This is a genomic window from Nitrospira sp., from assembly GCA_030692565.1.
GTDB lineage: Bacteria > Nitrospirota > Nitrospiria > Nitrospirales > Nitrospiraceae > Nitrospira_D.
On sequence record JAUYAO010000013.1, the window covers coordinates 1 to 19212 of the forward strand.

Below are 19212 nucleotides of genomic sequence, written 5' to 3' on the forward strand. Positions count from 1 at the left end.
GGTCAACTCCTGCTCTCGCGCCAGCCGCACGGCTTGCTCCCGGAACTCCTTCGTATACTTCGGTCGCGGTAACCGTTCCATCCCACACCTCCAGACCTCAGATCATAGGTTGAAGGCGTCCACTTTTTCGAGCCTAGCTCAGTTGTCCGTGTGAAATGTGCAAGGTGAACCCTGTAGCATATTAGGACGCTGAATCTCATGGTAAAGGCGGAGAGCAGAGGGCGACATTGAAGTAGGCTTTCCCGTATGCGTGAGGATAAGCTGTTGGATGTGACAAACGGATTGAGATGGTAGGGCGTTGAGCAACTCTAGCAGTGCTGGCAGAGGTGTCGTCAATGTCCAAATCTTCGAGATCGGTTGTTGGGAGGCGAGATTGCCGGCGCGCGAGTGCGTGCAGCTTAGAGGGAGTTGGGGTGAGTACAGGAAGGTGAGTGCCCTCCATATCGGTTTCCGATCCAGGTGCACGTAAATGATGCGTTCGCCACGGAGTTAAAAAAGCCATGATAATCAGAGTTGGAGTATTGGTTTGTCTGCTGCTCTCGGCCATGCCTGCACAGGCAAGTCTCTCGGTCTCCACGACCAATCCACGGTGGATTGTGAACAGTACCACGGGGAAGGCCGTCTACTTTTCCAGTATTGGGGGAGGGCCTGAAGGGAGCCTTCAATTCAATGCGACATTTCGAGGGCTGCAAGACATTCAGCGTGCGGCGCCGGTCACAACCGACTTCACGGCAGCGCTGGCCTCTGTGAGGGCGGCTCGGCTGAACCACATGCGCCTGTGGCAATTGGAGCAGCGGGCCTGGTCGTCGGCGGCTCACTTCAAAGACGGGACCTACCTTCGCGTCCCGATCGATCAGTTGCCGTATCTTCTGATTGGCTCGCGGATCGACAGAACCACGGGCGGTTCCGTCGCAGTCGGTGTCTATGACTTGAGTCGATTCAGTCAGGACTACTTCGACCGCATGCGGAGCCGAGTTCAAGAGGCGTTGGCCGCAGGGGTCTATCCCTCGGTCATGCTGTTTTCGAGCGGTCACCTGGAATACGACAACTATTCCATTGGCCATCCGTATCAAGCGGCCAATAATGGCAATGGAATCGATGCGGATAGGAATGGGGATGGCAAAGTGGAGGAGACCATGACATTGGTCAATCTGAGGATCACGGCTTTTCAAGACGAGTACATTTGCAAATTCGTGGACACCTTCAAGGACATCGGGGGTGTGATGTTTGAGGTGACGAATGAGGTGCAGGGGCGCGGCTCCGAGGACTGGCAGAGTCATGTGATGGACCAGATCCGTGAATGTGAGCGGCAAAAGGGCAGTGTGCGGCATCTGGTGATGCAGAGTGCGTACGATTTCGGACGCCGAACCAATAATGATTATCTGTTCAACAATCCACGGCCTGATATTGTGATGCCGACTTGCACCAGTGATGGCACTAACTACGATGCCAATCCGCCTGCGAATGATGGCCGCAAGGCGATTGCCTGGTACGACACGGATCACGCCGTACTGACGTGCGGCACGATCGGGGCCGATGTGCCCTGGCGCAACTTTATGCGCGCGGTCTATTTCAGTTATCTCAATGAGCGTGAATCAGCTCCCGTGATGGCCGCCGTGCGCGCTGCACAAGCGCAAACGCTGGACTGGGCCAACACGCGCATTGCCAATCTTCTGGGCATGGTTGCGGAAACCGGCACGTCGATCTGCGAGTCCGGCTATTGCCTCTACAATCCCGACGGCTCCGAGTTCTTGATGTATGTACCGAGTGCGGGGAGAACATATATTGATCTCTCTTCATGGACAGGCCAATACAGCGTGCAGTTTTTCAATCCGGCTGATGGCACGACGACAAATGCCGCTGCGGTTTCGGGCGAAACGCAGTGCTTTTTCAAGCCTCCCTGGGACGGAGCAGCGGTCGTCTATTTGAAGCGCACGCAGAGTAGTCAGTAGTTTTCCAATCGATCCCGGGGTGCCGGGTACGGCGGCGGAACGGTCGAGCCCGGTCGTATTCGCTCGGTTTCGGTCGGAAGGCAAGCCAATAGGGCGATCTCGCGCAAAGTCAGAGTCTACAGAATTATCGGGGATTCTTGATGAGTCGAAGGGAAGGATTGGTGGCGGTGTCCCGGAAGAAATATTATTTTAGCCCGACAATCCGTGTCCCTCTGAGAGTTACAAGGGCTGATTCCAAGCGCGTGAACGCCAAGAAATAGGTCTGTTCAATAAGGCCATTCTAGGTGGATGCCGAAGGAGGCGCACGGGCCGATTAGGAGGGGCGTCAGACTAAAGCCACAGAGTTAAGTAGCCCTTTCCTGAGTTCAGGAGCCTTGCCTGGCCAGTGTTTTACACGTTCAGAGCGACCGTTCTATAATTACTTTGGGCCGCTAGGGTAGCTCCTGAACGCCGGTATCTCTCACCGGCTGCGGCCCGTTTCTTCGGGAGGCGTCATTGGGAGGTGACGGACATGGCCATCCTTTCTACTGCATCTTGGGCCTTTGAAGCTCGCGACTCTGGGGAGGCCGAACGCTATCGTCTTCAGCGCGGGATGGTGGTCGGTCTTGTGTGGGGGTGTTCCAAAACTCAGGAAGTGTTTACCGCGTTACAGAAATCCCGTAAGTTGGATGCCCCGGTACGGCACCTTCGCCGCGCGGTCAATCGAAAGGCCTCCCTCTCCGTTTTGAAAGCTGCCGAACAACAACTCTTTGTTCTCATTTTTGCCCATGCAAAAAACAAACAGGTGATTGGCTCGACCTTGGACACATACGTGCGCGGGCTCTTCGGTCAGTCTGTCCCTTGGATGACTCAAGAGCTGATTCAGCTTTTCGTCAGCCAGTTATTCGCAATGGCTCGCGGGCAGGCGCTGGGGCGGCACTCCCGCGCGAGTTGGGCAGAACGTCTTCCGACAATCCCAGAATTCCCTGCCGGCGCGACACTCCGAGAGCAAAAGGCCATTATCCGTCGGCACCACAAAGCCTTGCTACACGCGGCTTTGCGCACAGGAGGGCGCGCTCCAAAGGAAAAGGTCCCTAGCGTGCTTCGCAATGCCGCCTGGATGTATTGTCATGTCGTCGAGGGGCAATCCATTCATGGCTTGGCGCGAGAGTACAAAGCCCTCACGAGTCCCGCTGCCACCGAAGGGCACTACACGGGCCGCGCGTTGGTCCAACGGGCCATTCGCAACACCGCGCAGCGTCTGCATCTTCCTGCCGCACGCCCCAAATCTCATCGCTAGGTAGTTAGACCAGGTCTACTTTAAGCGGCCACTTCCAGCCTCGTAGGTTGTCCCTAGTCGCGATTAAGGTTTTAAGCTTTAATCAAGCGCATGAAACCTGCGCGAAACATCACACCTGAAGATCTTCGAGCCCTCGTCGCACGGAGCGGAGTCCCGGCCTACGTACTTGGAGGGCGAGCCCGCGTCAACCCGATCCAGCTGTCTCGTCTGATGCGTGGTCACGATCCGCTCACGCCCGAGATTGTGCGGCGAATTCTTGACGCGATTCGGCAGGAGGCCCTTGCCAATGGCCGCTGAACAAATCAGGTCGGGCTTTGGGCTGACGCGCGCCTCGACCGGCCTCACGAATGCGCATGTTGGCCTCATCAAGATGTTGGCGGCGCGAGCGGTAGCGGACTATCTGTGCGAGGCCGAAGCGGAGGAGCAGCGCACCGAGAACGATCACGATCAGGAGGCTACCGCATGACGCGCATTTTAGATTCTCAGGACGCGTTTCTCCGGACTATCGAGCAAGCAGGCCTCACGCCGCCAGAACGCATCATAGCGGATGGCCGACTCCATCGCTTTTCAAGCAACGGAGATCCTGACGACGACGCGGGATGGTACATCCTGCACACCGATGGAATTCCGGCAGGCGCATTTGGCTGTTGGCGTTCTGATGTCAATGAAACATGGTCGGCAGGGCCTGGCCCCGAGGCAACGGCAGCTGACCAGGCCAACCATGCTCGGCAGCTTTTGGACCTTCGACGGACCCGTGAAGAGGAAGAGTGGCGACGGCATGCGGAAGCGGCGCTGCGTGCCCAGGCTCTTTGGAACCAGGCGGCTCCGGCACCGGTAAGCCATCCCTATTTGCAGCGGAAGCGGATTCAGTCGCACGGCCTACGGGTCGATGGTGAGAATCGGCTGATCGTGCCGGTGATGATCGGCGGTACGCTCTCCAGCTTGCAATTTATCGCGCCGGATGGGGGAAAACGATTTCTTCCTGGTGGCCAGGTCCACGGCGGGTCCCATGTGCTCGGCTCCATTGAGGGCGCAATGGTCATCGGTGAAGGGGCTGCCACATGCGCCTCGATTCATGAGGCATCGGACCTGCCCACGGTGATGGCGTTCTCGGCTGGAAATCTTCTCTCGGTCGCACGGGCTCTGCGAGCCCAGTATCCACGCGCTGCGGTGATTGTGGCGGGTGACAATGACGTGTCTGGAATCGGCCAGGCGAAGGCACAAGAAGCGGCGGAGGCAATCGGCGGCAGGGTAGTGCTGCCGGACGAAGCGGGAACCGATTTCAATGACGTGGCGCAGGCCAGCGGTCTCGATGTGGTGCGTCTCCGTATTCATGCGGCCATGCCCTCTGGCCGGCACATTTTTGACGAGGTCTACGCGTACCTCGGGAAATTTGTCTCGTACCCTTCGGAGGCTGCTCACGTGGCGCACGCCCTGTGGATCGTGCACACGCATTTGATGGACGCGTCGGAGAGTACGCCGCGCCTGGCGTTCCTTTCGCCGGAGCCAGGGTCGGGGAAAACGCGGGCGCTAGAAATTACCGAGACGCTCGTCCCTCGTCCTGTCGAAGCCATCAACGCCACGCCCGCCTATCTCTTTCGGAAGATTTCTGATCCGGCAGGAAGACCGACCATCTTGTTTGATGAAATCGATACGGTGTTCGGCCCGCGTGCACGCGAGCATGAAGAAATTCGAGGTGTTATCAACGCCGGTCATCGACGTGGGGCGATGGCGGGCCGGTGCGTGATTAAGGGAAAGGAGATTCTGACGGAGGAGCTTCCCGCCTTCAGCGCCGTGGCGATGGCAGGACTCGGCAATCTGCCCGATACGATCTTAACGCGCTCCATCATCATCAGGATGCGTCGGCGGGCACCAGGGGAACACGTTGAACCGTACCGCCGACGAATACATTCACCAGAGGGCTACCGCTTGCGAGACCGCTTGGCGAGTTGGGCTGCCGAGCATGAAGCTGCCTTGAATTTGTGCCCCGCGATGCCGGAGGGGATCACCGACCGAAATGCCGACGTGTGGGAAAGCCTGTTGTCCATCGCCGATGAGGTAGGAGGAATCTGGCCGGATCGGGCTCGTGTATCCGCTGTAACTCTTGTAACCGATGCCATGGGAGCCCCACCTAGCCTAGGTGTCCGCCTATTGAAGGACCTGCGGACGGTGTTTGGGGATCGAGAATGTGCCTCGACTAATGACTTGTTGGCGGGCCTGATCGATGTTGAGGATTCTCCTTGGGGGGATCTCAAGGGAAAACCCTTAGACGGGCGACGGCTCGCTAAACTACTTCGCCCCTACGACATCACGCCTAAACCCATCCGAATCGAGACCTCCGTTTTCAAGGGGTACACCCGCGCCGATCTTCACGATGCGTGGACACGGTACCTCCAACCGGAATCTTCTTCTCCACCTATAGGTCTCCCTGACATAGCATCGGTTACATCAGTTACAAAAATTACGGGGGAGGAGGTTATTTATGTGGATTGAATCCACGAAGCCTCTTCGGGTGCAGTTCAGGGGTGGCATGGAGATTCGCCTTCAGCCTGGAGCGCCGAAAGAATTTCCCGACGAGGACGGAAAAAAGTTGCTCAAGCAGGCTGTGGGCAAAGTGATGGCCGTAGATCGCCCTCTTAGAGATGAGGAGGGCGCTTCTCCCATTGCCCCCCTCCAACCTGGCTGGCTCGTGGCCTATCGCGACGAGACATACCGGTTACGGGGCGGCTGCGACGAGCGAGACCATGGGACCGTTCAAGAATGCCAATGGAATGGGACGGCCTGGACAATTCACTTGACCGACGGGCAACTCCTGCCGCTGTCACGAGTCTTGAGCGTGGGAAAGACGAACGCCGCTGGGGAGGTGATCGCAGCCTGGACCACGCGGGACTGCGGCTATGACGGGGAAAGCCATCGGTAATGTAATACTTTAAGTATTGCAGGGCTGGTTAAACTAAAATTTAGAAAGTCTAAGGCAATCAATTGGTTAGGCAATACAGTCAGAACCGGTTTACCGGATTTTATACAAAGGATGGGCTAGCGGTATGAGCGGACTACCAGGGCAACGGTCTACTAAGCAGGTAAATCTCGCACGCGGCTATCGGCGAAACGTGCTGGATGACATGGACGGACGCTTCAAGCCTGTCCGTGAGGCTAAGGCGCGTTGGCGTCAGCTGGCCTCGGACCTTGGAGGTGTCAGCGAACTGTCCTACCAGAAGCAGTCGCTCTTGTGGCGCTTCGTCTTTCTGGAAGGTTGGATTGAAGACCAAGAACGCCGGATGCTGCTAGGCCAGGCGGTCGATGAATCTAAGTGGCTATCGTCGCTGGGTTCCTACACGTCGCTCCTCAGTCGGATCGGACTGGAACGGAAGGCGCGTCAGATTACGCCCCTAGATCGCTTACGGCAGCAATCATCAGGTGCCCCTAGCCTTCCCCCATCCACGCAGGAGATCGCTCAGCCTGGCCTGAATGGCGCTGAGGGATCGCTACCGACGGAGACCATCATTGAGGTGACCCGTGCAGCAAGTTGACCCGTTGGAATTCTACAGCTTGTTGCAGTGGATCGACGGGCGCCCATTGCTCGACGTGATGGAACCGTACCGGCAGGAGATCCATCGCACGGCCCTCTATTCATTCCGGCCCGATGGGTCGCCTCGATACCGGCGCACCCTCACAGGGCGGGCGAAAAAGAATTCCAAGACGACCGACGCCGTGTTGGCTGCGCTCTATCGGTGCCTGATCTGGAAGTCTCTAGGTGGCCGAGGCAACCAAGTATATTTCGTGGCCAGCGACTTGGGCCAGGCCAACGACGACTTGGACCTCTGCAAGCTCATCATTCGGCGCAATCCGCTGCTCGATGCTGAATTGACGATCAGGTCGAATGTCATTGAGCGAAAAGATGGTGAAGGCTTCCTGGAAATCCTCGCGGCTGGTGATGCCGATGGACTGCACGGAAAGACGTACGCCTTCCTGGTCGTCGATGAGCTGCATACGCAACGCGACTACAAGGTTTTGGAAGCCTTGGAAATCGACCGGACACGACCGGATGCGCAGCAATGGTTTGCCAGCTACGCCAGCCTGTCCCGTGCTGCTGGTGTGCCGATCAATGACATGTTGCGGCAGCATGAGAAGAGTACTGACCCTCGCCTCTACGTCTCCTGGTACAGCGGCACGATTGAAGAAGCCAACCCCTCCTTGAACGGTCCACTCGGCCCGACGCTAGAGGATATTCTCGATGCGCAGCGGTCGCTCCCGTCCTGGATCTTCCGGCGGCTGTGCCTGAACCTCCCTGGCCAACCGGACGGCGCAGCCTTCGACGCAGGGAAAGTGGAGGAGGCGGTTGTTGTAGGCCGGACAATCATTCCACCTCAAGCCGGTGTGACGTATCGCGCGTTTTGCGACTTGTCTGGCGGCGGGGCCGACGATGCGACCATGGCGATTGCGCATGGCTATGAAGGCGTGGCGATTCTGGATCTCCTGATTGACCAGGGCCAACGCGTCAATGGCACGTTCTCGCCAGAGGAAACGGTCAAGAAGTTTGCCGACGTGCTGAAGGAATATGGCTGTGCAACGATCACAGGGGATCGGTATGCGGCGCAGTGGCCGGTGCAAGCCTTCTTGAAGCACGGCATCACGTACCGGCCTGCCGAGCACAATCGTAGCCAGCTCTATGCGGCGTTGGAACCGCTCGCGAATAGCGGCCAGGTCGAACTGCTTGACCATCCCAAACTGTTTCCCCAACTCATCGGTCTGATTCGCAAAGGTGAAAAGATCGACCACGTCAACGGCGAGCACGACGACCATGCGAATAGCGCCGCCGGTGGACTGGTCTCAGCTCATCGGCAAGCCGGGCGGCCTGTCGGTGTCTTCATGGATCCGACCGACGATCCTGATGCAATGGAGCTGCGGAGTGCGCGGGATACGCAAAACATTCTTCAAGCAGTCGGGACACGCAAATTTTGGTTCCCAGGCGAGTGACCGAAGGAGGGTCGCGATGGACAATCCGCTTGAAGGCGCAGTGAAGCAAACGAAGGCCGGGCAATGGACGTGGAGCATTCATCAAGGCGGTGTGCCGATGGCGAGCGGCGGCGGGTATTTGAGTGAGGGTGAAGCCATCGATGATTTGCACGACGTGTTGCGCGACTACGCGGAGTATGAGGCGGCGACATGACCAAGTTACCGGCAAAGAAAAAACCGAGGAAGCCGAAGCCACCTGAACCGAGTTTCTGGCAGAAAATTATTGGCAAATTGAAAGGATGAATCATGAGCACAACGAAGTGGGCAACGGCGCAGGTGAAGAGTCTCGATAATCGACGGATTGAGTTTGTCGCCTCGCATGAACGGGTGGATCGTGATTCCGAAGTGGTAATCGTGGCAGGGATCGACCTAATTGAGTTTCTGATAAATCCTATCTTGTGTTTGCAACACGATACGAGAAAGACGGCGGTCGCGCGGGTGGAGAACTTACGGCGGGCCCGCATCGACGGCGCTATGGCGCTCATCGGTAACGCGGTGTTCCCTGATCGACCGGCAAGCAATGACGCCTTGGCCGATGTGAAGGCGGGCTTGCTTAATTCTGTGAGCATTGGCTTTCGGGTCCTGGAGCGAGGCGGACCGATCTTGCCCGATCAACACGGACAGACGTTTCTAAAAACGTCATTGCTGGAAATCAGTCTGGTGACGCTACCGGCCTGTGCAACGTGCGTGGTGACGTCCAAGTCTGCGGGCGGGTGCCGATGCAGCGAACAGAACGCGCTGGACGGACTGCTGATCGTCGGGGACGAAATTGTGTTCGACGAAGATCTCACACGCATGGTCCGCACGGCGGCGCGGCAGAGCATGCGGCAAGTGATCCACGATGAGACGCGGCGAGCAGTGAATTATTACAGAGGGCGGATCGACGATTAAATCATTTTCATAAGGGAGGTTTGTCATGTTGGGATTTGCAAAAGTAGAAACGGACTTGATTGCAGTTGAAGACAGTCCAGAGGTGCAGGCGGCAGATAGGCCACTTAGGGAGGCGCAGGCCACGCAGGAGCAGACCGAGGCCGAGGAGCAGCGCTTGATTCAAGTCGTCACGAGTGACGTACACCGCGCAAGCGATGACCGGATTGAGGAGGCCCACCAGCGGCTCGCGATTCGCAAGGGTTCGCAAAGTTCATGGCATTTGCCGGAAGCGCAAACGGCGCGAGAAGAAACCAAAGCGCATCGAGCGATCTATCAAGCGGCGGTTTCGGCAGCGCGGATTCGCCTGGAAGATGCTGGCAAGGAACAGCTCAAGAGGCTGTTAGGGCAACTCAGTCCACTCATCATGGACGTACAGCGGCTTGCGGGAGAGATCGAAGCCTTGAGGCAGAGGGTGGGTGACTGCGGCGGAGACTTGGGTGAGCATCCTTGTCCGGTTCTGTTGCCTGGGCAATTGGTGAGCTTTCAAATGGAGCTGGCGAAGGCCAAAGGCCTGCTCTGACGGCGTAGGGTGAAACCGAGCTCGGGGGGCGCTCGGGTTGACAACCGTTGCCGGGCCTACGTCGTCTCGACCTCCCACCCGGCAGCGGACCCCTTTCTTGTACAGGAGCACGAGCATATGAACACCTTTGGCGATGGAATCACCGTACAGACCTCAACCGGCGAACGGCTAGGCGTACATATCTGGCAGCGTGAAAACTTGTCGCCGATCATTTTCTTGAACGGGAAAGTGATCTGCACGCCGGATGATGCGACGTTGACGCCGTGGACATGTTCCAGCTGTCATGCCTCCAAAGTGTTTTGGTCGCCACGCATTGCGCCAAGATGCTGGCAATGCACTCCCCCGACGATTGCGGAGAAAGAATTTGTGATTGACTACGCGGTGAAGTGTGCGGAGGGGATTGCGAAGCGCCTTGATGACCCGCTCGGCAAGCTTCAGGTATTCCGAATCCTGGATGAATTTGTGGCGAGTGGAGACCTCGTGAAATTGAACAAACTGGCCCTTGAAATGTTGTGGATTGCATTTTTGTCAAAGCACAACCTGGAGGACCTGCTATGAACCGCTGGATGCAAACGAAAGAGTATCGCTGCCCTGACTGCAAGGCGGTCTATCTGCACGACAAAGGGCACGAGCACGCCTGCTATCGCTGTCCCAAACGCCACGAGCCGGTGAAAGTGAGCACGGTGCAGGATGTCGCCCGCGCAGCGTAGCCTGGCGGCACTCAAGCAGCTGGGCTATCGCGCCAAGGTTGTCGAGAAGTGGAACCCGTTTGCCAAGATCCGGCAAGACCTCTTCGGCGGGGACATCCTAGCCCTTCCCCTTCGGCAGCGTGCCTTTGCGTTCCAGCTCGGCCACGTGTGCGCGGAGCAGGCGAACGAGGTAGCCTTGCAGGCTGTGCCCTTCCAGCGCCGCCGCCGCCTTCAGCCGCTGGGCGAGGGACGCGGGGACGCCGCGAATGTAGAGGACCTTGGAGGGTTCGGGAGGCATGGGGACGCATGATACCGCTCCGAACGGGGCGACGCAAGCAGGCTAGTATTCTTCTATAAGTAACGCTATACTATGCTAGCAATGTCGCTCTGCTCGCACTTACCGACAGGAGGCCCGCGATGAAGTCTATTCTGATCACCATCCCCGACTCGATCAAGGCGAAGCTCGATCAGCTGCGCACCCAAGGCTACACGCTCAACGGCTATGTGCGGGCCGTGTTGGAACGCGAACTAGCGGATAAGCCAATGAGGAGGCGCAGTGGAAGGAGGGCCGCATGACACAACGGGTGGCCCTCTATGCGCGGTATTCATCCGAGCACCAAAAAGAAAGTTCCATCACGGACCAGTTCCGCAATTGCGAAACGCGAGCGACACGTGAGGGGTGGGCGATCACGGCGCGGTATGCGGATCGAGCGATCAGCGGCACGACGACCGAACGCCCGCAGTACCAACAAATGTTGAAAGACGCGAAGGCGAAGCAGTTCGACATTCTGCTGGTCGATGATTTCAGTCGGTTGAGCCGCGACAGCATGGAAGCGGAGCAGACGCGCCGCCGCTTTGTCCATTGGGGTGTGCGGCTGATCGGGATCAGCGATGGCATCGACACGGCGGACAAGGGCCACAAGATGCTGAGCGGGTTCAAGAGCATGATGAACGAGCAGTTCATCAGCGACATGAAAGACAAGATCGTGCGCGGGATGCAGGGGCAAGCGTTGAACGGCTTTCATTGTGGGGGCCGGATCTATGGCTATAACTTAGTGCCGGAACTCCATCCCACGAAGATCGATCCCTACGGCCAGCCTGAACGCATCGGGACGAAGCTCGCCATTAATCCTGAGCAGGCGCACTGGGTCCAGTGGATCTTTGAAAGGTACGCTGAAGGCCTGTCACCGATTAAGATCGTCACCGAACTGAATCGCCTGGAGGTGCCCGCGCCTGGAGCGGCCTATAAGAAGCGGCAGTATCGGCGCATGCCGACGTGGAGTGCTGCTGCCTTGCACGGTGAGTTGAGCCGAGGCACCGGCCTGTTGAACAATCCCTTGTATGTCGGGCGCTACGTGTGGAACCGCTCACGGCGTGAGAAAGATCCAGACACCGGTGTCCGGTCCCACATCGTGCGGGACCGGAGCGAGTGGATTGAGACACAGGTTCCGCATCTCCGTATCATCGACGAAGACCTGTGGACGCGTGTGAAGGCACGTCGCGCCGCCGTGAGCCAAGGCGTGGCTGCCCTTCGGGCCTCGCTCCACTGTCGGGCGCGGAGTACGGGGGCTGGTCCCAAGTATTTGTTCTCCGGTGTGTTGGTCTGCGGACAATGCGGGGGGAAGTTCGTCATTTGCGAAACAACGAAATACGCCTGTAGCACCTGGCGCACGCACGGGGCGACTGAACGAACCTGTACGAACAGTCTCAAGGTCAAGCGGTCAGTGGTGGAGGCGGTACTCCTGGACGCCATCCAGAACGAGCTGTTCACGGAGGACGGGCTAGCGGTGTTCAAGGAAGAAGTAGCCCGACTACAGGCCGAACACCGACGGACGCGGCGGCCTGACCAGGCGCAGGCAAAAAAGCGCTTACAGGAGGTTGACCAGGAAATCGCGAACATCATGCAGGCGATCAAGGCGGGGATTCTCACGCCCAGCACCAAGGCGGCGTTGGAACAGGCCGAGGCTGAACGGGTACGCCTCCTTCAATCCGTAGAAGGGCACGACAAGCGGCTTGAGAAGGTGGCCACATTCCTGCCAAACCTGAGCGAGCGCTTCAAGGCACTGGTGGACGATCTCGCGGCGGTGACTCAGGAACACGTGGACAAGGGGCGGGGGATGTTGCGGCAGCTGGTCGGGGGGCAGATTCCGCTGCATGCGACCTCGGATGGGGCGGAGCGCTTCCTGACCGCAGAACTCTCGGGGGACTATTCAGGGCTGGTGGAGCTGGCGGTAGGGCCTAAAATAAATATGGTGGCGGTGTCCCGGATTGAACGGGAGACCCGCGGCTTATGAGTCCGCTGCTCTACCAACTGAGCTACACCGCCACTGGGTTGTATTTGCTGAAGAAATGCGGAGGGATGATAGCCGAAGCATGGTGGAAATGTCTACCTATGGAAGGGGCTGACAGCACAGGGAGATTGAGCCGTTAGGCGCTAGGTTTACGTGTTGATCCCCCCTCTTTCGAGGTAACCATACTGGGGAATGCGCAAATCCAATGGGTTCGGTATTCTTTCATTGTTGGCGGTTATTGATGGATCACGCGCATTGTAAAGGAGTGAGCATGGAAGCACAGGTCGGCGGGAGTAAGCATCTTTCACAGATTCAGTTGAGTCAATTGGGCCAGGAGTTTCTCCGTCAGCTCACCTCGCGAGAATTGATGGATGCATTGATGGCAGTAGATATGCCAATGGGGGGAACTCACGAACAGCGGATCGAGCGGCTGTTATCCGTCATGCAGCCGCAGGATCTGACGTCATTTCTTCCTCAGCATGTATGTGAGCGGGTGTCGACCGCGGTCGGCGTCTCTATCTAACTACGAGCGTGGCGTGCTTCCCTTCTGGCGATGCGAAGGGAGGATGCTGTTCAGCCGCCGGCAAACACCGGGCGAAATCCGGCGTCTGTTAAGATGCGTGCGATCAGCTTTCGCTGGTCACCCTGAATCTCGATCCGCCCCTCTTTGACTGTTCCTCCGGCTCCGCAGGCTGTCTGGATGCTCTTTGCGAGCCGTTCCTTTTCAGCCTGGCTGATTCCGACAAAACCTGTCACCACGGTGACGGTCTTTCCCCCTCGATGAGCGGTCTGTCTGATGATATCCACTCGGCCACGGTGTTTCTTTTGGGCCGGTTCTGCTTGCGTCGGCGGAGATTGCTCAGCCGTGGTCGGTGGAAGCGTGATCTTCCCCAACGCTGCAAATGGACTCTTCCATTGGATTGGTTCTCCGTCTGTGGGGATCCGCTTCTTGGCTTTCATCGTGTCATCTCAACATGGTGTTTCCTCAGCGCACCAATTGCTGGCTGGAGGGATTGCGGTGAGATTGTAAGTCCATGTTGCGGGGGAAGCAATGGAAGGGCGACAGCCCGGCCGGGGTCATTGAAGGGCGTGGATAAACTGTTGGAGTAAAGCTGCTTGATCGGATTCGAGTTGTTCACGGGAACGCGGCGAGACAAGTTGCGTCGCCTCACGCAGCCAGGTATCGCTCCAGATCGATACTCGCGGGTTGCGTGTGAGCCGAATGTGTTCGACGAGGTAGAGGCCGGACTCATAGAGGACGTTCCCCGGGCACCGGTCCTCCAGAGGCTGCTGAATCAGTTCCACGCCGAGCGTGAGCTGGCCCTGGTGATGCTGGCCGGGCGAGAGGACGAATCCGGCATCGTGGAATTGTTGCAGGGCTCGGGCTGTGAGTGCGTGGCTGAATCGCCCAGCCGATACGGAGATCTGAAGCTGATCGATACGCAGCCCTTTTAATGTGGGGCTGCTGTGATGAGGTTCCGGAGCAGTTGAGGGAGAGCCTTGAGGCAGGGCATCTGGATGCGGCGCTGCGGGGGTTGTTCCGGGTATTGAGGAACGTGCTCCGGCGTTTGCTGCCCGGTAGTCTGCGATGAATTGGCTGATAAATTCTTCAAGGTCGCGGTCCAAGTCCTCGATTGTGACAGATGTTCGTACTTGAGCGCCTGTGTGGGCGAGCCAGGTGACATCGTTTAGAATGACCGAGTTTCTCGGGATGAGCACCGGTTCGGTGAGTCTGAGCGAGGGGGCGTAGAGGATATGTCCCGGGCAGGTATCAGACAGAGATTGAGGGTTCAGCGTCAGTATGAGCATGGCAATGAACGGCCTGTCCTGGGCGTCCGAATCGGGCAGAGGAAGACCGGCCTTGGCAAAGAGGAATCTGGCGTGTTGGGACAATCGTAAAGTGAATTCCGGCGGTGCGGAGACGACGAACTGTACCCGATTGAGATCAAGGCCTTCTGTGGTTTGAACGTAGGCTGATGTGGCGGCCATACCTTTATCGGGGAGAGAGAATCCTATGAGAAGGGAGAGCGCAACCCAGAAGAGCATAGCAGCCATCGTAGGAGAGAGCCTATCACGCGGGAGATGAGGGCACTAGTAAGTTTCTGGAACGAACCGTGAGTTGTCGCGGACTTTAGCCTGTCAGGTGATCGGCGGAGCATCGGGGAGTACGGCTCCACATTCCATACAGATCAGGCGACCGGATTTCTTCCCGTCGCGCGTCTGTTCATCCTCGACCATGCGGCTGTGTGTGCAAGGGGGATTGGCTGGCGGTTCGTGCTTGCTGGACGAAGGACCGGCCTCCTTAGCCCTCATAACAGACCTCCAGTAGATGAGGAAGACAGTCTAGCCGATTTAGGCAAAGGGAGCCTAGGGCCGGGTGGCCGTAGCGCCGTTCTTTGCGATATGGACGAAGATCATCGTGGCGGACCGGAGGAATGAGATGTGCGTTCCGCGAAGCCTGAGCTTGCTTCAGGTCAGGCCGATCAGATTGCGGTTGAATGAATGGTGGCAAGCTCGATCTGTACGGCAGTGGTGCCATCGCCCATCAAGATCTGTCCGTCCTGGATAGAGCAATGGAGATCCATGCTGCGTTGCGCAAGGTGCGCCATTGCGCGGCTTTCATCTTGCGGGATAGTGACCACGGTCAAATTCGTGCAACGAGAGAGGGTAGTGCCGGTCTTCTCCCACCACCGATCGGCTCCTCTGCCGCCGTAGGAATAGACGACGACCCGGGTTGCGCGACCGCAGGCCTGTCGTATGATCTTTTCATCGGGCTCACCCACCTCAATCCAGAGGTCGATCGCGCCCGTGAGATCTTTTTGCCATAGTGCCGGCTCGCCTTCACTGCCGATGCCGCGACCGAACAGAAGGGCGTCGTGTGCGTGTCGTGAGAAAGCCAGCAATCTCACCATCATGCGTTCATCGGTCTCAGACGGATGGCGAGCCAACGTGACGGTGTGATCCTCATAGTAGTGGCGATCCATGTCGGCGATATGCAGGGTGGCTTTGAAGATGGTGGCGTTGGGGGCCATGCTGTGGTCGTGCTTTCTCGTGAGGCGGTGTCAGCCGTTCGGCAGGGCCGACTGATTCGATCGACGGGTCATGTCCGTTCCACGATGTACATCAATTCCAGCCGCTCGCGCGCCCAGGGCGTTTTGCGCAGAAACGTGAGGCTGGATTTGATGCTGGGGTTGTTGAGGAAACAGCGCACGGGGAGCCGCCGGCCCAATTCTTCCCACCCGTGGCGCTCGACCAGTTGGGTGACGATCATTTCCAGTGTGATCCCGTGCAAAGGATCGCGCGGATGAGACGTGGGCGGCGGCTGTTCCATGGTCGGGGCTAGACATTGAACCGGAAGTGCATGACGTCGCCGTCTTGGACGACGTACTCCTTGCCTTCCAGCCGCATCTTGCCTTTTTCTTTCGCCCCCGCTTCTCCTTTGCAGGCGATATAGTCGTCGTAACCGATCACCTCAGCGCGAATAAAGCCCTTTTCAAAGTCGCCGTGGATGACACCGGCGGCCTGTGGGGCGGTGTCGCCGACATGAATCGTCCAGGCACGTACTTCCTTCACACCTGCCGTAAAGTAGGTCTGTAAGCCCAAGAGTTGATACGCGGCGCGGATCAGACGGTTGAGCCCCGGTTCCGTCATGCCGGTGTCGGCAAGAAATTCTTTCTTTTCTTCATCTGAGAGCACGGCGATCTCTGATTCCAGCGCGGCGCAAATCGCCACGACCGGCGCCCCTTCTTTCGCGGCATATTCCTCCACGCGGGTCAGGAGGGGATTGTTCGTGAAGCCCTTTTCCGAGACATTGGCCACGTACATCACCGGCTTCATCGTCATCAGGCAGAGCGGTCTCAGCAAGGCGCGTTGCGCCGGGTCCAGTTTCATCATGCGGGCCGGTTTGCCCTCGTTCAGGCAGGCGGCGACCAGCGGGAGCAATTCGCCCAGCTTCGCAGCGTCTTTGTCGCCGGCGCGGACGGCTTTCAGGTTTTTCTCCTGAGCTTTTTCTACGGTGGTGAGGTCGGCGAGAGCCAGCTCGGTTACAATCGTTCCGATGTCGGACAGCGGATCGACTTTGCCGGACACGTGAATGACATTGTCGTCTTCGAAGCAGCGCACGACATTGACAATGCCGTCGGTTTCACGAATCGTTGCGAGGAATTGGTTGCCCAACCCTTCACCTTTCGAGGCGCCGGCCACCAATCCGGCGATGTCCACAAATTCGGTGGTGGCATATTGCATGCGTTGCGGCTTGACGATATCCGCCAGCGCCTGCATGCGCGCATCCGGCACTTCTACAATGCCGATATTCGGCTCGATCGTGCAGAACGGATAATTTTCCGCGGCGATCCCCGACTTGGTCAGCGCATTGAACAAGGTAGACTTGCCCACATTGGGCAGCCCGACGATTCCACATTTCACACTCATGACAACCCCTTTATGGTCATTGCAATAGTAGATGAGCCCATGCCGGTGTCTCTGCAACGTCGGAGACAGAGCCGTCAATGAAAACCGGTCGCGCATTCTACGTGGTCAGAGTCGGTTTGGTCCACCCCTCCGTATGGCAGGCCGGGGTGATCGAGCGGGGTTAGTGAGCGGCTAGGATCAGCTTGATAATGCCGGAGATGTCTTGGACATCGGCTGACGGGGACGCATTGTTCGTAAGGCGGTTATAGCCGGCTTCGAAAGACAGCAGCGTGGCCCATGCCTGCGAGCGCTGCAGGTCCCAGGCAAGGATGCCCTTTCCGCCGACTTGTTGGGTGTCGATCAGTCCGTCGCTTGAATGGGCACTGGTATAGTTGCCCGCAGCGCTCAGCCAGATGCGTTGATTGTGCCGATACTGAACCGCCACGGATGCGGAGGGTGATTCGATTCTGGTGCCCGACCAGTCTTGAAGTTCCTCTCGGTAAGCCAGCGTTGGCGTGATGGTGAGGGTGTTCAAGGGGCGAATCGCGGCGGTGAACGTTTGCATGCGAACGGTATTCTCTGCCCCGTTACGCTGTAGATCGCTGCCGAGAACATAGGCGGAGGCGAGACGAGCATTCCAGGCGGCACCGGTGTAGGCCAGGGCCCCTTCGAGGGTGTGGGTATGGTTTCGTTGTGGCGCCACTCCGAGCGGCTCCACGGAACTTCTGATACCCGTGTTTGAGTAGGTCAGCATGAACTCAGGCAAGCCGGGACTCTTCCAGGCGAGTCCTAATCGGCCGTAGGTTTGTCCCAGCCTGCTCCTTGTGGTGTCCCCGGTTACGTTATTCCATTGCTGGCCTACGGCGCTTCGTAGTGTTGTCCGTCCGGACTTCCATTCCCCCCAGACTTCACGCGTCGCCTGATCCGGCCCATTGATGAAGGCTTGTCCGGCGGAACGGTAGAGCACGCCGTATCGGACCGAACCTGCCGTGCCGGTGACGCCCAGACGCAGCATCTGGCCGGATGCGTCGTCTCGAGTATCCCCGGGGATTTTGTTCTGCAGCCAGGTCGCCCCACCCTCACTTTTTGCCATTTCCGCTTCTGTCACGATCAGGCCATTGAGTAGGTTGATCGACGAGAGGAGTCCATGGGTGCGAGCTTGTTCCGTTTCCGGCGTCAGGGTCTGCAGCCGCGAGGCGGTTACCGGGGGTGGAGGAGCAAAGTATGTCGATGTCAGGCTGGTCTGATAGAGGGCAGGGGAGGCAGGTTTGAGATCGGTCTGAGGTGTTGGATCAGAAAACAGCGCGCTCCATTTCGCGAGGGTTTGGTCGGGCATCGATCCCTCTCCACCCCACACGAGCGAGGCGGGGACTATCAATATAAGCGTGAGGATGAGTCGCCAGGGTAGCTGCATTTTTCTTAGGCATAAGCTCAGGGTTCACTATTAAATGTAGCACTTGAAAAATTGCCGTAAACCGCTGGAAAGGAAGGCCTGTTGGGCTGTTCTCTCTATGGGGATCAGCCTGATGCTGATGTGATGGAGATTGATCGAAATGTTTGAATTGTCATGGTGTTGCACATTTCGACAGGCACGTGGACTGGCCAGTGCAGACTTGGGTAAGGGCAGCCAGAAGGGTGAGGGGGGGCGAGCTCTAATGATTAGACACGAACAGGAAGGTAGGGAAAGTAAAGACGAGGTGCTCCACTGAGTCCTCCCTCGTCGGACTCTGAGTCAGCCCTGGATGTGGCCGATGCTCTTGATGGGGACAGCTTAGTTTTCTGTCTTGAGAGAGGTATTCGGCTGGAGGACGATGGGTTGGCTCCGTATTGTTATTCGAGCTACAGCCAGTTCTCATGCTGGTGTGTTACCAAGCGTCGCTTTTCTCCCTTCTATCCTATTGCAGCCCAGATCTTCTGTGCATTCTCGCCGGTGAATGTCATGTCATCCTGCGCGGACGAGCTCCGCTCGAAATAGAGATGCAATAATCCTCCACCAAAGTGGGCCTCACGGACGAGATCCAGATTGATTGCGACCTCACCGGTACGTTCTTCATCATTCACTTTGACAAACCGCATGACTGTTCCCTCCTGGTTGTAGTCTCATGATAGGGGTAGTGACGTGACC

Annotated in this window: 26 protein-coding genes and 1 tRNA gene; 15 read left to right on the forward strand and 12 right to left on the reverse strand. The window is 57.8% G+C overall.

Annotated features, from left to right (window positions below):
- The first annotated feature begins 500 nt into the window (after positions 1–500).
- The 13 genes from Q8N04_03060 (at position 501) to Q8N04_03120 (ending at position 10407) form a co-directional block, all read left to right on the forward strand.
- Positions 501–1952 (forward strand): hypothetical protein, encoded by a 1452-nt coding sequence (locus Q8N04_03060; GenBank protein ID MDP3089630.1) that lies wholly within the window; start codon positions 501–503, stop codon positions 1950–1952.
- 511 nt (positions 1953–2463) lie between these two features.
- Positions 2464–3231, forward strand: coding sequence for a hypothetical protein (locus tag Q8N04_03065; GenBank protein MDP3089631.1), 768 nt, complete (start codon positions 2464–2466; stop codon positions 3229–3231).
- A gap of 90 nt (positions 3232–3321) precedes the next feature.
- On the forward strand, positions 3322–3528 hold the full coding sequence (locus tag Q8N04_03070; protein MDP3089632.1) for a hypothetical protein: 207 nt from the start codon (positions 3322–3324) through the stop codon (positions 3526–3528).
- On the forward strand, positions 3518–3697 hold the full coding sequence (locus Q8N04_03075; GenBank protein MDP3089633.1) for a hypothetical protein: 180 nt from the start codon (positions 3518–3520) through the stop codon (positions 3695–3697). Before Q8N04_03070 ends, Q8N04_03075 begins: the two co-directional genes overlap by 11 nt.
- Positions 3694–5724, forward strand: a complete 2031-nt coding sequence (locus Q8N04_03080; protein MDP3089634.1) for a DUF3631 domain-containing protein — start codon at positions 3694–3696, stop codon at positions 5722–5724. The genes Q8N04_03075 and Q8N04_03080 overlap by 4 nt, the downstream gene beginning before the upstream one ends.
- A complete protein-coding gene (locus tag Q8N04_03085) occupies positions 5714–6151 on the forward strand; it encodes a hypothetical protein (protein MDP3089635.1) in 438 nt (145 codons plus the stop codon). The genes Q8N04_03080 and Q8N04_03085 overlap by 11 nt, the downstream gene beginning before the upstream one ends.
- Positions 6152–6275: 124 nt before the next feature.
- Complete coding sequence (locus tag Q8N04_03090; GenBank protein MDP3089636.1) at positions 6276–6761, forward strand: hypothetical protein; 486 nt, start codon at positions 6276–6278, stop codon at positions 6759–6761.
- On the forward strand, positions 6748–8208 hold the full coding sequence (locus Q8N04_03095; GenBank protein MDP3089637.1) for a terminase large subunit: 1461 nt from the start codon (positions 6748–6750) through the stop codon (positions 8206–8208). Before Q8N04_03090 ends, Q8N04_03095 begins: the two co-directional genes overlap by 14 nt.
- 16 nt (positions 8209–8224) lie before the next feature.
- Positions 8225–8401, forward strand: coding sequence for a hypothetical protein (locus Q8N04_03100; protein ID MDP3089638.1), 177 nt, complete (start codon positions 8225–8227; stop codon positions 8399–8401).
- A 92-nt stretch (positions 8402–8493) separates the two neighbouring features.
- Complete coding sequence (locus Q8N04_03105; protein MDP3089639.1) at positions 8494–9138, forward strand: HK97 family phage prohead protease; 645 nt, start codon at positions 8494–8496, stop codon at positions 9136–9138.
- A gap of 25 nt (positions 9139–9163) precedes the next feature.
- Entirely contained in the window at positions 9164–9697 is a 534-nt protein-coding gene (locus tag Q8N04_03110; protein ID MDP3089640.1) for a hypothetical protein, read from the forward strand.
- 117 nt (positions 9698–9814) lie between these two features.
- A complete protein-coding gene (locus Q8N04_03115) occupies positions 9815–10255 on the forward strand; it encodes a hypothetical protein (GenBank protein MDP3089641.1) in 441 nt (146 codons plus the stop codon).
- Entirely contained in the window at positions 10252–10407 is a 156-nt protein-coding gene (locus Q8N04_03120) for a hypothetical protein (protein ID MDP3089642.1), read from the forward strand. The genes Q8N04_03115 and Q8N04_03120 overlap by 4 nt, the downstream gene beginning before the upstream one ends.
- 97 nt (positions 10408–10504) lie before the next feature.
- Here the strand turns inward: Q8N04_03120 and Q8N04_03125 are convergent, their stop codons facing one another.
- Positions 10505–10684, reverse strand: coding sequence for a hypothetical protein (locus Q8N04_03125; GenBank protein ID MDP3089643.1), 180 nt, complete (start codon positions 10682–10684; stop codon positions 10505–10507).
- Between the two features lie 119 nt (positions 10685–10803).
- Here Q8N04_03125 and Q8N04_03130 point away from each other — a divergent pair, with 119 nt between their 5' ends.
- Positions 10804–10962 carry a hypothetical protein gene (locus Q8N04_03130; GenBank protein MDP3089644.1) on the forward strand — a complete coding sequence of 53 codons (159 nt, stop codon included), beginning with the start codon at positions 10804–10806 and terminating at the stop codon, positions 10960–10962.
- A gap of 29 nt (positions 10963–10991) precedes the next feature.
- Here the strand turns inward: Q8N04_03130 and Q8N04_03135 are convergent, their stop codons facing one another.
- The 3 genes from Q8N04_03135 to Q8N04_03145 all read right to left on the reverse strand — a co-directional run bounded on the left by Q8N04_03135 (position 10992) and on the right by Q8N04_03145 (position 12712).
- Complete coding sequence (locus Q8N04_03135) at positions 10992–11411, reverse strand: hypothetical protein (protein MDP3089645.1); 420 nt, start codon at positions 11409–11411, stop codon at positions 10992–10994.
- 843 nt (positions 11412–12254) lie between these two features.
- Positions 12255–12542 (reverse strand): hypothetical protein, encoded by a 288-nt coding sequence (locus Q8N04_03140; protein ID MDP3089646.1) that lies wholly within the window; start codon positions 12540–12542, stop codon positions 12255–12257.
- A 94-nt stretch (positions 12543–12636) separates the two neighbouring features.
- Positions 12637–12712, reverse strand: a tRNA-Met gene (locus tag Q8N04_03145).
- Between the two features lie 236 nt (positions 12713–12948).
- On the opposite strand from Q8N04_03145, the gene Q8N04_03150 reads away from it, so the two are divergent.
- The gene (locus tag Q8N04_03150; GenBank protein MDP3089647.1) at positions 12949–13200 is read left to right on the forward strand and encodes a hypothetical protein; all 252 of its coding nucleotides are present in this window, start codon (positions 12949–12951) and stop codon (positions 13198–13200) included.
- Between the two features lie 50 nt (positions 13201–13250).
- Here the strand turns inward: Q8N04_03150 and Q8N04_03155 are convergent, their stop codons facing one another.
- The 8 genes from Q8N04_03155 to Q8N04_03190 all read right to left on the reverse strand — a co-directional run bounded on the left by Q8N04_03155 (position 13251) and on the right by Q8N04_03190 (position 19163).
- Positions 13251–13637, reverse strand: a complete 387-nt coding sequence (locus Q8N04_03155; protein MDP3089648.1) for a translation initiation factor — start codon at positions 13635–13637, stop codon at positions 13251–13253.
- A 117-nt stretch (positions 13638–13754) separates the two neighbouring features.
- Positions 13755–14666, reverse strand: a complete 912-nt coding sequence (locus tag Q8N04_03160; protein MDP3089649.1) for a hypothetical protein — start codon at positions 14664–14666, stop codon at positions 13755–13757.
- A gap of 150 nt (positions 14667–14816) precedes the next feature.
- Complete coding sequence (locus tag Q8N04_03165) at positions 14817–14990, reverse strand: hypothetical protein (GenBank protein ID MDP3089650.1); 174 nt, start codon at positions 14988–14990, stop codon at positions 14817–14819.
- Between the two features lie 170 nt (positions 14991–15160).
- The gene (locus Q8N04_03170; protein ID MDP3089651.1) at positions 15161–15709 is read right to left on the reverse strand and encodes a YaeQ family protein; all 549 of its coding nucleotides are present in this window, start codon (positions 15707–15709) and stop codon (positions 15161–15163) included.
- 68 nt (positions 15710–15777) lie between these two features.
- The gene (locus tag Q8N04_03175) at positions 15778–16008 is read right to left on the reverse strand and encodes a VF530 family protein (GenBank protein MDP3089652.1); all 231 of its coding nucleotides are present in this window, start codon (positions 16006–16008) and stop codon (positions 15778–15780) included.
- A gap of 8 nt (positions 16009–16016) precedes the next feature.
- Positions 16017–17108, reverse strand: coding sequence for a redox-regulated ATPase YchF (gene ychF, locus Q8N04_03180; GenBank protein MDP3089653.1), 1092 nt, complete (start codon positions 17106–17108; stop codon positions 16017–16019).
- Positions 17109–17268: 160 nt separating this feature from the next.
- The gene (locus Q8N04_03185; GenBank protein ID MDP3089654.1) at positions 17269–18423 is read right to left on the reverse strand and encodes a hypothetical protein; all 1155 of its coding nucleotides are present in this window, start codon (positions 18421–18423) and stop codon (positions 17269–17271) included.
- A 554-nt stretch (positions 18424–18977) separates the two neighbouring features.
- Positions 18978–19163: a hypothetical protein gene (locus tag Q8N04_03190; protein MDP3089655.1), complete on the reverse strand. Its 186-nt coding sequence runs from the start codon at positions 19161–19163 to the stop codon at positions 18978–18980.
- Between the last annotated feature and the right edge of the window lie 49 nt (positions 19164–19212).

What these genes read in the sequence shown, in the direction of transcription:
- Q8N04_03060 (MDP3089630.1), top strand. Translation starts at nt 501, where the DNA reads ATGATAATCAGAGTTGGAGTATTGGTTTGTCTGCTGCTCTCGGCCATG.
- Q8N04_03065 (MDP3089631.1), top strand. Translation starts at nt 2,464, where the DNA reads ATGGCCATCCTTTCTACTGCATCTTGGGCCTTTGAAGCTCGCGACTCT.
- Q8N04_03070 (MDP3089632.1), top strand. Translation starts at nt 3,322, where the DNA reads ATGAAACCTGCGCGAAACATCACACCTGAAGATCTTCGAGCCCTCGTC.
- Q8N04_03075 (MDP3089633.1), top strand. Translation starts at nt 3,518, where the DNA reads ATGGCCGCTGAACAAATCAGGTCGGGCTTTGGGCTGACGCGCGCCTCG.
- Q8N04_03080 (MDP3089634.1), top strand. Translation starts at nt 3,694, where the DNA reads ATGACGCGCATTTTAGATTCTCAGGACGCGTTTCTCCGGACTATCGAG.
- Q8N04_03085 (MDP3089635.1), top strand. Translation starts at nt 5,714, where the DNA reads ATGTGGATTGAATCCACGAAGCCTCTTCGGGTGCAGTTCAGGGGTGGC.
- Q8N04_03090 (MDP3089636.1), top strand. Translation starts at nt 6,276, where the DNA reads ATGAGCGGACTACCAGGGCAACGGTCTACTAAGCAGGTAAATCTCGCA.
- Q8N04_03100 (MDP3089638.1), top strand. Translation starts at nt 8,225, where the DNA reads ATGGACAATCCGCTTGAAGGCGCAGTGAAGCAAACGAAGGCCGGGCAA.
- Q8N04_03105 (MDP3089639.1), top strand. Translation starts at nt 8,494, where the DNA reads ATGAGCACAACGAAGTGGGCAACGGCGCAGGTGAAGAGTCTCGATAAT.
- Q8N04_03110 (MDP3089640.1), top strand. Translation starts at nt 9,164, where the DNA reads ATGTTGGGATTTGCAAAAGTAGAAACGGACTTGATTGCAGTTGAAGAC.
- Q8N04_03115 (MDP3089641.1), top strand. Translation starts at nt 9,815, where the DNA reads ATGAACACCTTTGGCGATGGAATCACCGTACAGACCTCAACCGGCGAA.
- Q8N04_03120 (MDP3089642.1), top strand. Translation starts at nt 10,252, where the DNA reads ATGAACCGCTGGATGCAAACGAAAGAGTATCGCTGCCCTGACTGCAAG.
- Q8N04_03125 (MDP3089643.1), bottom strand. Translation starts at nt 10,684, where the DNA reads ATGCCTCCCGAACCCTCCAAGGTCCTCTACATTCGCGGCGTCCCCGCG.
- Q8N04_03130 (MDP3089644.1), top strand. Translation starts at nt 10,804, where the DNA reads ATGAAGTCTATTCTGATCACCATCCCCGACTCGATCAAGGCGAAGCTC.
- Q8N04_03135 (MDP3089645.1), bottom strand. Translation starts at nt 11,411, where the DNA reads ATGAAAGCCGTTCAACGCTTGCCCCTGCATCCCGCGCACGATCTTGTC.
- Q8N04_03140 (MDP3089646.1), bottom strand. Translation starts at nt 12,542, where the DNA reads ATGCAGCGGAATCTGCCCCCCGACCAGCTGCCGCAACATCCCCCGCCC.
- Q8N04_03150 (MDP3089647.1), top strand. Translation starts at nt 12,949, where the DNA reads ATGGAAGCACAGGTCGGCGGGAGTAAGCATCTTTCACAGATTCAGTTG.
- Q8N04_03155 (MDP3089648.1), bottom strand. Translation starts at nt 13,637, where the DNA reads ATGAAAGCCAAGAAGCGGATCCCCACAGACGGAGAACCAATCCAATGG.
- Q8N04_03160 (MDP3089649.1), bottom strand. Translation starts at nt 14,666, where the DNA reads ATGGCCGCCACATCAGCCTACGTTCAAACCACAGAAGGCCTTGATCTC.
- Q8N04_03165 (MDP3089650.1), bottom strand. Translation starts at nt 14,990, where the DNA reads ATGAGGGCTAAGGAGGCCGGTCCTTCGTCCAGCAAGCACGAACCGCCA.
- Q8N04_03170 (MDP3089651.1), bottom strand. Translation starts at nt 15,709, where the DNA reads ATGGCCCCCAACGCCACCATCTTCAAAGCCACCCTGCATATCGCCGAC.
- Q8N04_03175 (MDP3089652.1), bottom strand. Translation starts at nt 16,008, where the DNA reads ATGGAACAGCCGCCGCCCACGTCTCATCCGCGCGATCCTTTGCACGGG.
- ychF (MDP3089653.1), bottom strand. Translation starts at nt 17,108, where the DNA reads ATGAGTGTGAAATGTGGAATCGTCGGGCTGCCCAATGTGGGCAAGTCT.
- Q8N04_03185 (MDP3089654.1), bottom strand. Translation starts at nt 18,423, where the DNA reads ATGCCCGACCAAACCCTCGCGAAATGGAGCGCGCTGTTTTCTGATCCA.
- Q8N04_03190 (MDP3089655.1), bottom strand. Translation starts at nt 19,163, where the DNA reads ATGCGGTTTGTCAAAGTGAATGATGAAGAACGTACCGGTGAGGTCGCA.